This window comes from Aequorivita marisscotiae (genome assembly GCF_029814825.1).
GTDB lineage: Bacteria > Bacteroidota > Bacteroidia > Flavobacteriales > Flavobacteriaceae > Aequorivita > Aequorivita marisscotiae.
Window position 1 is genome coordinate 1,294,972 of the sequence record NZ_CP122379.1, and the last position, 12,368, is coordinate 1,307,339.

Below are 12,368 nucleotides of genomic sequence, written 5' to 3' on the forward strand. Positions count from 1 at the left end.
ACGACTCATTTGTACATTTATCATGGATAAATTTTCTTTCTTAAACGCGATTCACCCAACACAAATCGCAGAACTCTACGAAAAATATTTACAGTACCCAGACAGTGTTGAGCCAAGTTGGCGAGCATTTTTTCAAGGGTTCGATTTCGGTTCTGAAAATAGTGCACACGAATTTTTTGGCACTACCGAACCGGCAGAAACGCCTGAATACGATGTTGGCGCCATCTGCGCAGATGTAATTAAGGAATTTCAGGTTGTGAAATTAATTGATGGGTATAGAACCCGAGGGCACCTTTTTACAAAAACGAATCCAGTTAGAGATCGCAGAAAGTATACACCTACTTTAGCTATAGAAAATTTTGGGCTTTCGCAGCACGATTTAAAAGCAACATTTAGGGCGGGTGAAATATTGGGCATTGGCGATACTACACTCGAAGATATTATAAAACATCTTGAAAGTATTTATTGCGATTCTATCGGAATTGAATACATGTATATTCGTAAACCGAACGAAATCCAGTGGATTCAGCAAAAATTGAATGTACATGATAATCAGCCTAATTTTACTAACGAACATAAAAAGCACATTCTAAAAAAACTTAATGAAGCCGTAGCTTTTGAGAGTTTTCTTCATACAAAATACGTTGGTCAAAAACGATTTTCACTAGAAGGTGGCGAAAGTTTAATTCCAGCATTAGACACCTTAATTGAAAGTGCCGCCGAAAAAGGTGTAGAGGAGTTTGTAATGGGAATGGCTCACCGTGGACGTTTAAGTACCCTGACTAATATTTTTGGCAAAAGCGCTAAGGACATCTTTAGCGAATTTGATGGGAAGGACTATGCACAGGATATTTTTGACGGCGATGTAAAATATCATTTAGGTTGGACCTCAAAACGCAAAACCGAATCTGGAAGAGAAATTAATTTAAACATTGCTCCAAACCCTTCACACTTGGAAACAGTAGGGGCAGTGGTTGAAGGTATTACGCGCGCAAAACAAGACGACCATCATAAAGACAATCCAAATAAGGTTTTACCAATAATCGTACACGGAGATGCCGCAATTGCCGGTCAAGGAATTGTATATGAAATTGTGCAAATGGCACAGCTAGACGGCTATAAAACCCAAGGAACCATTCATATAGTAGTGAACAATCAAATTGGTTTTACTACCAATTACCTAGATGCGCGTTCTTCCATTTACTGCACAGATGTGGGTAAAGTTACGCTTTCACCTATTCTTCATGTAAATGCCGATGATGTAGAGGCTGTTGTGCATGCAATGATTTTTGCCCTAGATTTTAGAATGGAATTTGGTCGCGATGTTTTTATCGACTTGTTAGGTTATAGAAAATATGGCCACAACGAGGGAGACGAACCGCGATTTACGCAGCCAAAACTTTACAAAGCCATAGCCAAGCACGATAACCCAAGTAAAATCTATGCCCAAAAATTAATTAAAGAAGGGGTAATTGACGAGGGTTACATAGACAAGCTGGAGCAAGAATACAAAGATAAATTAGAAGAAAATCTAGAAGATTCCAGAAAGGAAGATAAAACTTCTATAACTCCATTTATGCAAGACGAATGGGAAGGCTATAATTATGCCGAAGAGGATAAAATGATGCAACCGGTTGATACTACTTTCAACTTAAAAAAGCTGGATAAAATAGCCGAAGCAATAACAAAATTGCCTGAGGATAAAAAGTTTCTCAGAAAAATTACCAGACTCGTTGAAGCAAGACGCACCATGTATTTTGAAGACAATAAGCTAGATTGGGCTATGGGCGAGCTTCTTGCATATGGGTCGTTACTCAACGAAGGGCACGATGTACGCATGAGTGGGCAGGATGTTGAACGGGGAACCTTTTCGCATCGCCACGCGGTTATTAAAGTAGAAGAAAGTGAAGAAGAAATTGTTCTGCTAAATCATTTACAGGGCGATCAAGGCGAGTTTTATATTTTTAACTCGCTACTGTCAGAATACGGAGTGGTTGGTTTTGATTATGGCTATGCTATGGCCAGTCCAAATTCGCTTACCATTTGGGAAGCACAATTTGGCGATTTTAGCAATGGTGCCCAGATAATGATAGACCAATATATTTCGGCAGCAGAGGATAAATGGAAATTGCAAAACGGATTGGTAATGCTTTTACCACATGGATATGAAGGTCAGGGAGCGGAACATTCTTCGGCCAGAATGGAACGTTATCTGCAATTATGTGCTACAGACAATATGTTTGTAACCAATGTAACTACTCCCGCAAACTTATTTCATCTTTTAAGAAGACAGTTAAAAACAGACTACCGAAAACCATTAATTGTTTTTACACCTAAAAGTTTGCTGCGCCATCCAAAGGTTGTTTCAACTAAGGAAGAATTTGCAAATGGTAATTTCCAATTGTTAATTGACGATACGGAGGCAAAAGTGGCAAAGGTAAAATCGTTGGTTTTTGTTTCAGGAAAATTTTATTACGATTTACTTGAAAAAAGAGAGGAACTTAAACGAGATGACGTGGCTTTGGTACGTGTGGAACAATTATTTCCGTTGCCAATAGATGCCATGAAGAAGATTCTCAAAAAATACAAAAATGCCGACGATATAGTTTGGGCACAGGAAGAACCAAGAAATATGGGCGCCTATTCGCATATTATTATGCATTTTGAAGAAGCCAGAAACTTTAGAGTTTGCAGCAGAAAAATGTATGCAGCTCCGGCCGCTGGTAGTACGGTTAGATCAAAAGCGCGTCATGCCAAAGTAATTGAAAACGTTTTTGATAAAAATATGGATTAGTTTTTCTAAAATTTTAGTAGAAAAACAAAATAACTTAAATTAGAAAATTGTAAACCTAGGTTTATATTAAATAACAATAATATGGCATTAGAAATGAAAGTCCCATCTCCGGGAGAATCTATCACCGAAGTAGAAATAGCATCTTGGCTAGTAAAAGACGGCGATTATGTTGAAAAAGATCAGGCAATTGCCGAAGTAGATAGCGATAAAGCTACATTAGAACTTCCAGCAGAAGCCAGTGGTATTATTACGCTAAAGGCCGAAGAGGGAGATTTAGTTGCCGTTGGCGAAGTAGTATGCTTGATAGACACAGATGCCGAGAAACCAGGTGACAATAAAAAGGAAGCTACTGATGAAAAGAAAGCAGAAGCTCCAAAAGAAAAAGAAGAAACTGCCTCTAAGAAAGCAGACTCTAAAATAGAAACACCGTCTAAACCCTCTACTCCCAACCAGGAGCAAGATAAAAAAACGTATGCCTCTGGCACGCCATCGCCGGCGGCCAAGAAAATTCTCAGCGAAAAGAATATTTCGGCAAAAGATGTAAAAGGCTCGGGGCGCGATGGTCGAATAACCAAAGACGACGCGAGCAAAGCTGCAGCGCCATCTATGGGAACCCCTGGAACAGGTAGTCGTGGCAGCGAGCGTAAAAGACTCTCTATGCTTCGAAGAAAAGTTGCAGAACGTTTGGTTTCGGCCAAAAATGAAACTGCCATGCTTACTACGTTTAACGAAGTAGATATGACGGCAATCTTTGAATTGCGAAGCCAATACAAAGAACAATTTAAAGAAAAGCACGGAGTAGGACTTGGTTTTATGTCGTTTTTTACACTGGCCGTGGTGCGAGCACTGGAACTATATCCAGATGTAAACTCTATGATTGATGGCGATGATATGATTACCTACGATTTTAAAGATATTTCTATCGCCGTTTCTGGGCCCAAAGGATTGATGGTGCCCGTAATTAGAAATGCAGAAAATTTAAGTTTTAGAGGTGTTGAAAACGAAGTGAAAAGACTTGCCATTAGAGCACGAGATGGACAGATTACTGTAGATGAAATGACGGGTGGAACATTTACCATTTCTAACGGAGGTGTTTTTGGAAGCATGCTTTCAACCCCAATTATTAATCCGCCGCAATCTGCAATTTTAGGAATGCACAACATTGTTGAGCGCGCAATTGTTCGCGATGGGGGTATTGTAGTGGCGCCTGTAATGTATGTTGCACTTTCTTATGACCATAGAATTATTGACGGTCGCGAATCTGTAGGTTTCTTGGTAGCGATAAAAGAGGCACTGGAAAGTCCCGAAGAATTATTGATGGACAACGACGTTAAACACGCGCTGGAATTATAACTTAATTAAATACTATAAAAAAATCCGGCCTGTAGAGCCGGATTTTTGCTGGTTAGCTAGTATTCAATTTTCAATTAAAGAGAATTGTATTAATTAAGTTTAGTAATAAAATTAAAACAATCGAAACAATTAACACTGTTACTGCAGGTTTCTTACCAATGAATAAGGTACGGTTGTTACCTCTTCTATTTTCTGTATATATTGAATCCTTCATAGTGTAAATATCCATTATTTAGTAGAAAGATAAAATACGTGTTAACACGTAATTTTTTGATTTGTGGATATTTGGTTCTAAAGTAGCTTGTCGTGATGTTCCTTTGCCCAAATAAGCAAGCTATTGGTTTTTGGTTCAATTTTAAGTTTTGTAATTATATTACTTCGGTGTTTTTCTACCGTTCGGTACGAAATAAAGAGTTGTGAAGCAATTTCCTTATTTGTTTTATCCTGAGCTATTAATTTTAAAATCTTTTTTTCGGAAGGTGTAAGTGTGTCTAGCTCGCTAACCTCTACGGGCACAACACCAATGAGTTCCTTTATTCTATCGCTGAAAAAGGGCGCGCCATCTTTTACGGTTTTTATACAATTTTCTATTTCTTCCAAAGCAAATTCTTTTAAGATATATCCAAAAATATTTAGCTCCTTTGCTTTTTGATACAACTCCTTTTCTTTATGAAGTGTAATTAACACAATTTTAGTTTCAATTTGGGCGCCTTTGCATTGCTTGGCAATTTCCAGCCCAGACATAAATGGCATCTGAATATCTAAAATGGCGATGTCCGGATTTTTTTGGGTTATAAGGTTGTACGCCTCCCTTCCGTCGCTACCGCTTCCTAGAAGATTATATCCTTTTTCAATTAAAAAATCGCTTAATCCTTTTAATAAAAGGGGATGGTCGTCTGCGATAATAATAGATGGTTTTGTGTTGCTCATAATGGAAATTGAAATTCTAGTACGGTGCCGGAGTCTTTTTTGGTTGTTACTTTCATCTGTCCGTTTAAAAACTTGGTGCGCTCAAATAGCGTTTTTAACCCAATAGATTTATCGTCTTGATGTTTTTCGGCAAAATCAAAACCAACTCCGTTGTCGCGTATAGAAATTATAATAGTGTTTGTGAATTTTTTTACTGAAACCTTGCCTGCTTCGGCTTTTGAATGCTTTAAAATATTGCTCAAGCTTTCCTGGATTATTCTATAAAGATTTACTTCGTCTTCTTTATTAAATAGGTTGTCTATGTTATCTATTTCGGCAGAAATAAACAAGTCTGAATTTTCATCAATAAAATTTATATTGTATTCAATAGCTTTGGTAATTCCCAACTCTTGAAGTTGAAAGGGATGCAAATCGCGCGATATGGCGCGTACTTCATCAATAGCGTTATTTACCATTTGTTTGGTTTCTGTATCGCCACTTGAAGTGAGCCTATTTTTAATTACCAATAATTGTTGGCCAATACCATCGTGAAGATCTTTTGAAATTCTTCTACGCTCACGTTCTTGCGAGATAAGTAATTCTTGGCTAAATTTTTCTTGAAGTATCTTATTGTTTTTTAAATACTTTTGGTTTCTATAAAGTAATATAAGCCCAAAACTTAGGAGTGTGGCAATACCGCCAAAAAGCATTGCTTTTTTAAAACTTTCGTTGTCTTTTTCGAGCAGTTTTATATCTGTAGATTTTGCTACAAGTTTTTTTTCTTTCTTTTCGGTTTCGTAAAGTGTTTGGTAATACGCGAGTGCGTTTGCGGTGGTTCGGTTGTAGATAGAATCTTTTAAGGCTTTGGTTGTTTTAAGATGTTCAAGGCTATTTTTATAGTCGCCCGTGTCTTGGTAGATTTCAGATAGAAGGGAATGGGTTAGCATAATTTCATCTTCAATTCCGAGCTTTTCGGCAACCTTCAGTTTTCTTTTTGTAAGCGCCAAGGCTTCTTCGTATTCTCCTATGGTTTGAAGGTATTTTGCTTTGCCGCTCAAATAGTTAAGTTCAGCAACCGAATTTCCTGAAACATTAAAATCTAAGGCTTCCAGCTTTTTATAGTATTCTTGGGCATGGTACAATAGATTTTGGTCGCAATAATATTCAATGATTCTTGAAATTATACCTATATACGTAGCTTTGTTTGAATTTTTATGATCAAATTTTGCTTCGGCCAAAAGCAGTGTTTTATATTCCAGACTGCTTTGGCCCATTTCTTTATAGTCCAAAGCTTGGTTGTAATGTTCGTTGGCTAGAAATTCATTTAGATTTAAACGTATCATTTTTTCAATAAGGGCATTGCGTTCTGCTTTGGCCTTTTCGTAAAAACCGTTCATACTAAACATATTAATAATGCCTTGCTGGGCATATACCATATATTTGTATTCTTTTTTTTCTTCGTACATGGTATATGCTTTGGTAAAATCTGCACTCGCAAGTACAAATTTTCCCATTTGTGAATAGGCTTGACCCCTAAATAAATAGGTGTCTGCAATATTTAAATAATTAGTTGAAGAAAAATTTTCGAGCGCCAGATTATAATCATTAACTGCTTCTTTAAGGTTTAGTTTTGTGTTGGCACTGCCGCGTTTTAGATATAATCCACCCAATAAAAGGCTGTCTTTTATTTTGTATTTACGAGCTAAAACACTGTTTATAACAGTGATGGCATTTAACGGATCGTTAGCAAAATTGGTTAGCGGATACTGTAAGTTCATTGCTTTTTTTGCCGCCAGCTCAACCTTATCCATCGCTAAGGCTAACTCTATATATTGGCGACTGTAATTTATAAAAGCTTCTGTATTAGTAGAAAATGTACGCTTTAATAGGCTGTCTAACGCAGTTAATTTTTGTGTATGGCTTTTTGTGGTTTTTACTACAGTTTCATAATGCGAAATATCTTGTGCGAACCCAGGGTTTAAAAACAGCGGGAAACTGAGGAACAAGAGGATTATTTTTTTCAGCACAATTGAGTTGTTTCAGAGGAAGTTAAAAGTACTCAATTTATAGCAAACATTTGCATTACAACTAATTCTTCTGTTTTACATAAAAACAATTTCGGCCATAATCTATAACAGCACGGTGCTCTTTTAAAAAATCTGCGCCAATGATCCCGTGAATTGCATTTTCATTTGCTTGCAATAGAGCTTCATTTACATGGGAAAGGTCAAATAGAACGAAATCCATCTTATTAACATGCCATTTTTTAATAGTGAAGGAGTTGCCACGCGAAAACATAGTTTCCATGTTTGTAGCGCCGGCGCCAGCGGCTTTTATAAGGCTGTCCTCGCTTATAAGTAAAAAATGCGCAGCGTTGTTTATACCCACACAACTGGTGCTTGCGCCGGTATCTAAAATAAAATGGCCCAATACTCCGTTAATTTTTGCAGAAAATAAATAATGTCCCGTGGCAAGCTTTTTTAAAGGAACGCGATAAAACCCTTTGGTTTCAATAAATTTGCGTAATTGCATCAATTTTTTTTGTGTAAAGATAGCAAACAAAAATATGTAGCTTTGCACATATGTTAACAGATACACACACCCATTTGTACAGTGATGCGTTTGCCAGCGACCGGCCTAAAATGATGCAACGCGCTTTTGATGCCGGAATAAAACGGTTTTTTATTCCCGCTATAGATTCTGGTTATACGGAAGCTATGTATGCTCTTGAGAAAGAATATCCCGACCGAGTTTTTTTAATGATGGGATTGCATCCTACTTCGGTAAAGGAAAATTTTAAAGAGGAATTGGCACACGTTGAAGAGCAGTTTAAAAAACGAAATTTTTACGCCGTTGGCGAAATTGGCATTGATCTTTATTGGGACACTTCTACGTTGGAATTTCAAAAGCAAGCGTTTAAATGGCAAATTCAATTGGCGAAAAAATACAAATTGCCTATCGTTATCCATTGTCGTGATGCGTTTGATGAAATTTTTGAAGTTTTGGAAACCGAAAAAAGTGATGATCTTTTTGGAATATTCCACTGTTTCACCGGAACTTATGAGCAGGCCGTAAAGGCTATTTCCTATAATATGAAATTGGGCATTGGTGGCGTGGTTACTTTCAAGAACGGAAAGATTGATAAATTTTTAAATGAAATTCCTTTAAAACATATCGTTTTGGAAACCGATTCGCCCTATCTTGCTCCGGCGCCCTTTCGCGGTAAGCGCAACGAGAGTAGCTATTTAGCGTTTGTCTGTAAAAAGCTTTCGGAGATTTATGGAGTTTCTGAAGAAGAAATAGCGCAGATTACGACTCAGAACTCCAAAGCGGTGTTTAAAATTTAAATACTAAAGAAAAGGTGCCACATTCCAAAAATGCTGAACTTTACGATTTGGGGTTTTAGCACTTGAAATTCTATTAATATACTATGCATGCCAATATGAAAACGCAACCAAACATACTCCTTATATATACCGGCGGAACAATCGGGATGATTAAAGATTTTGAAACCGGCGCATTGCGTAATTTCAATTTTGATGAATTGCTCAATCATATTCCCGAATTAAAACTTTTAGATTGTAACATTACAACCACCTCATTTCCAGAACCAATTGATAGCTCTAATATGAGCCCCAAATATTGGGTGGATATTGCAACTCTAATTGAAGAAAATTACGAAAAGATGGATGGCTTTGTGGTGCTTCACGGTAGTGATACGATGAGCTACACGGCATCTGCCTTGAGTTTTATGTTGGAAAATTTGGGCAAGCCGGTTGTTTTTACTGGCTCACAATTGCCAATTGGAGATCTGCGAACAGATGCAAAGGAAAATTTAATTACCTCTATTCAGATTGCTTCATTACAGGAAAAGGGCGTTTCAAAAATTGCTGAGGTTTGTTTGTATTTTGAATATAAATTATACCGCGCCAACCGGACCACTAAAATTAACGCGGAACATTTTGAAGCTTTCGCATCGCTTAATTATCCAGATTTAGTACAAAGCGGCGTTCATTTAGTAGTGAATAATGAAGCGCTTTACAGACCGAACCGACGAAAAAAGCTAAAAGTTCATAAAATATTAGAGAGCAATATTCTTTTGGTAAAAATGTTTCCTGGCATTGACGAGGCCACTATTAAATATCTATTTGACTATCCAGAATTAAAAGGGTTGGTGATTGAAACTTATGGAACAGGCAACGTTACCAATGCCAAATGGTTTATAAATTCACTTAAAAAAGTGATTAATAAAGGAATTCCTGTAGTAAATATTACCCAATGCTCTGGCGGAAGTGTAAATATGGGACTATATGAAACCAGCACGGATCTAAAAAAAATAGGGGTTATAAGTGGAAAGGACTGCACTACGGAAGCTGCTTTAGCAAAATTGATGTATTTGTTGGGTCAGAAAATTTCGGCTAAAAGCTTCAAAACCATATTTGAAACTTCACTACGGGGAGAAATGCACTAAATAAACCGCCAAAATTATTTTGTAGCGTTGTTTTTTTTTTGATATTTGGCACTCGTTTCAGGTAAATGCTTAGCTTGAGTTACGCAAGAGTAACATTTTCTCTGAATTGCTTTGAAATACTCTTTTACCGCCCCCTTAAAACGAAAGGTGGTAAATAAATTTAGAGAGGTGGCCGAGTGGTCGAAGGCGCACGCCTGGAAAGTGTGTATACGCCACAAGCGTATCGAGGGTTCGAATCCCTTCCTCTCTGCAACAAACATACAGTGTATTATAAAACTCATTTTTGAGTGTAGATTAATATTCTTGCAGATTAACTAAATTATTTTATATCTTTAAACCCTTAACTAAAAACAAACTTTAAGTCGATAGCAATGAAAAAATTATTTTCTATTATGGCGGTTGCCGCAATGGTATTTGTAGGCACATTAAACGCGAACGCTTCAACAGCGCAGACAATGCCAACTAGTTCACAAGCTTTGGTTACAGCAGCCACAGTTTCTTTTATTCAAGATGAAACAGCTCCAGCTGCAGCAGACAAAGGTTTTCACCAAGAGCTTAAAGAGCGCTTCGTGGAAGGTGGTCCTGCTTTTATGGGGATTGTACTATTGTGTTTAATTCTAGGATTGGCAATTGCTATTGAAAGAATTATCTACCTTAATCTTTCAACTACCAACACCCAAAAATTAGCTCAAGAAGTAGAAGATGCTCTTAACAGCGGTGGAATTGAAGCTGCTAAAGAAGTGTGCAGAAATACAAAAGGGCCAGTTGCTTCAATCTATTACCAAGGTTTAGATAGAGCTCACGAAGGAATCGATATTGCTGAAAAAGCAGTAGTTGCCTACGGTGGTGTGCAAATGGGACAACTTGAAAAGAATGTTTCTTGGATATCATTATTTATTGCAATTGCGCCGATGCTTGGTTTCATGGGTACTGTAATTGGTATGATTGATGCATTCGATAAAATTCAAGCTGCTGGAGATATGAACCCATCGTTAGTTGCTGGAGGTATTAAAGTTGCACTTTTAACAACTGTATTCGGTCTAATCGTGGCTATTATCCTTCAAGTTTTCTACAACTATATTATCGCTAAGATTGATAGTATTGTAAACAGCATGGAAGATGCTTCTATTACTTTAATCGATATGTTATTCGATTACAAAACCAAAAATAAAATCTAAACAAACCACAAGATGGCATTACATAAAATTTTAAAAATTGTAGCATTGCTTTTAAGCGTTGCAGGAATTATTTTTCTTGCAATGATCATCGCAAAAGGTGATACTGCTATCGTTGAATCTGGCGAAGGAGTAGATGGCTTCTTGTATGTTGCTTATATTACATTTGCTATTACAGTTGCTTTTGTTCTGCTCTTTGTAATAAAAGGAATTTTTGCAGGCAACATTAAGAATACACTTATGTCTGTAGGAGCATTTTTGCTAATTGTAGTTATTTCATATGTACTTGCAGATAGCAATCAATTGCCTACTCAAGACGGCGGAATGCTTTCCGAAAGCGGTTCTAAATGGGTGGGTACAGGATTATATGCTTTTTATATCTTAGCTATAATCGCTGTAGGATCCATGGTTTTCGGCGGAATTAAAAAAGTAACAAAATAATGGCAAGAAGAGCAACACCTGAAGTAAATGCAGGATCGATGGCAGACATCGCTTTCCTACTGCTTATCTTTTTCTTAGTAACTACTACTATTGAGAAGGACAGCGGTATAGCGAGGCAGTTACCGCCCATTGAAGAAATTGTTGACCCGCCTAAAATTAAAGAGAAGAACTTATTTATTGTTAATGTAAATAGAAACGACCAACTATTAGTTGAAGAGAAACTAATGGAGCTCAAAGATTTACGCCAAGCAGCAATAGCTTTTCTCGATAATGGTGGAGCCCCTTCTGGTAGCCCAGAATATTGCAACTATTGCAAAGGACAAAAAAATCCGGAGTCTTCGGATAATCCAGATAAAGCCGTAATTTCTGTTCAGAATGACAGACTTACCTCTTATAAAATGTACATTGCCGTTCAAAATGAATTGGTGGCAGCCTACAATTTTTTAAGAGATAGAGAATCTCAAAGACTCTACGGATGGAAATTTACCGAAAAGACCAAAGAACTTGATGAAGGAAAGATAAAAGGCGATGCGGCTCAAGAAGCACTCCAAGAAAAATTGGAAACTGTGCAAAAGCTATTTCCTATGAAATTATCGGAGGCAGAACCTAAAAAATCTGGTCAATAATAATACAACTATGTCAAAGTTTAGAAAGAAAAAAAGTAACGAATTACCGCCAGTAAGTACAGCTTCCCTGCCCGATATCGTCTTTATGTTATTATTCTTTTTTATGGTAGTAACAGTATTGCGAGATGATAATCTACTTGTTCAGAACAAGTTGCCAAAAGCAGATCAAGTTGAAAAATTGAAAAAGGACCGTTCCGTTTATATTTATGCTGGAAAACCAAGTTCACGCTACCAAGACAAGTTTGGTACGGAAGCTAAAATTCAGATAGGTGATAAATACACCGATATTACCAATATTAAATTTGCTCTAACCGAAATGCGCCAAAAGTTACTTCCTGAACTTCAGGATAAGGTAATGGTAGCTTTAAAAGTAGATGAGCAAACCAATACAGGTATGGTTACAGATATAAAGCAGGAATTACGTGAATTAAATATGCTAAAACTAATATATATTACCACTCCCGGTAATGAATTAAGCAACTAAATTCATTGATATTAATTTTAAAAATGCCTTGCGCCGCGTTAATCGGTCTAAGGCATTTTTTTGTGTCGTATATTCTTGAAAATACAAGTATCTTTGGGTTATGCCAAATGCTATT

Annotated in this window: 11 protein-coding genes and 1 tRNA gene; 9 read left to right on the top strand and 3 right to left on the bottom strand. The window is 37.0% G+C overall.

The window, feature by feature from the left end:
* The first annotated feature begins 22 nt into the window (after positions 1-22).
* Complete coding sequence (locus QCQ61_RS06015) at positions 23-2,794, top strand: 2-oxoglutarate dehydrogenase E1 component (RefSeq protein WP_279449866.1); 2,772 nt, start codon at positions 23-25, stop codon at positions 2,792-2,794.
* Positions 2,795-2,875: 81 nt separating this feature from the next.
* On the top strand, positions 2,876-4,147 hold the full coding sequence (odhB, locus tag QCQ61_RS06020) for a 2-oxoglutarate dehydrogenase complex dihydrolipoyllysine-residue succinyltransferase (RefSeq protein WP_279449867.1): 1,272 nt from the start codon (positions 2,876-2,878) through the stop codon (positions 4,145-4,147).
* 291 nt (positions 4,148-4,438) lie between these two features.
* On the opposite strand, the gene QCQ61_RS06025 is transcribed toward odhB, so the two are convergent.
* From QCQ61_RS06025 to QCQ61_RS06035, 3 genes are all read right to left on the bottom strand, one after another.
* Entirely contained in the window at positions 4,439-5,077 is a 639-nt protein-coding gene (locus QCQ61_RS06025; protein ID WP_279449868.1) for a response regulator, read from the bottom strand.
* Positions 5,074-7,083, bottom strand: a complete 2,010-nt coding sequence (locus QCQ61_RS06030) for an ATP-binding protein (RefSeq protein WP_279449869.1) — start codon at positions 7,081-7,083, stop codon at positions 5,074-5,076. The genes QCQ61_RS06025 and QCQ61_RS06030 overlap by 4 nt, the downstream gene beginning before the upstream one ends.
* Before the next feature lie 61 nt (positions 7,084-7,144).
* Entirely contained in the window at positions 7,145-7,588 is a 444-nt protein-coding gene (locus QCQ61_RS06035; protein ID WP_279449870.1) for a retropepsin-like aspartic protease family protein, read from the bottom strand.
* Positions 7,589-7,638: 50 nt separating this feature from the next.
* Here QCQ61_RS06035 and QCQ61_RS06040 point away from each other — a divergent pair, with 50 nt between their 5' ends.
* The 7 genes from QCQ61_RS06040 to QCQ61_RS06070 all read left to right on the top strand — a co-directional run bounded on the left by QCQ61_RS06040 (position 7,639) and on the right by QCQ61_RS06070 (position 12,253).
* Positions 7,639-8,403: a TatD family hydrolase gene (locus tag QCQ61_RS06040; RefSeq protein WP_279449871.1), complete on the top strand. Its 765-nt coding sequence runs from the start codon at positions 7,639-7,641 to the stop codon at positions 8,401-8,403.
* 95 nt (positions 8,404-8,498) lie between these two features.
* Entirely contained in the window at positions 8,499-9,527 is a 1,029-nt protein-coding gene (locus QCQ61_RS06045; protein ID WP_279449872.1) for an asparaginase, read from the top strand.
* A gap of 162 nt (positions 9,528-9,689) precedes the next feature.
* A tRNA-Ser gene (locus tag QCQ61_RS06050) sits at positions 9,690-9,777 on the top strand.
* A 121-nt stretch (positions 9,778-9,898) separates the two neighbouring features.
* Positions 9,899-10,705 (top strand): MotA/TolQ/ExbB proton channel family protein, encoded by an 807-nt coding sequence (locus QCQ61_RS06055; RefSeq protein WP_279449873.1) that lies wholly within the window; start codon positions 9,899-9,901, stop codon positions 10,703-10,705.
* Between the two features lie 12 nt (positions 10,706-10,717).
* On the top strand, positions 10,718-11,143 hold the full coding sequence (locus QCQ61_RS06060; RefSeq protein WP_279449874.1) for a hypothetical protein: 426 nt from the start codon (positions 10,718-10,720) through the stop codon (positions 11,141-11,143).
* Complete coding sequence (locus tag QCQ61_RS06065; protein ID WP_279449875.1) at positions 11,143-11,769, top strand: ExbD/TolR family protein; 627 nt, start codon at positions 11,143-11,145, stop codon at positions 11,767-11,769. The genes QCQ61_RS06060 and QCQ61_RS06065 overlap by 1 nt, the downstream gene beginning before the upstream one ends.
* Positions 11,770-11,779: 10 nt before the next feature.
* The gene (locus QCQ61_RS06070) at positions 11,780-12,253 is read left to right on the top strand and encodes an ExbD/TolR family protein (protein ID WP_279449876.1); all 474 of its coding nucleotides are present in this window, start codon (positions 11,780-11,782) and stop codon (positions 12,251-12,253) included.
* Positions 12,254-12,368: the final 115 nt, after the last annotated feature.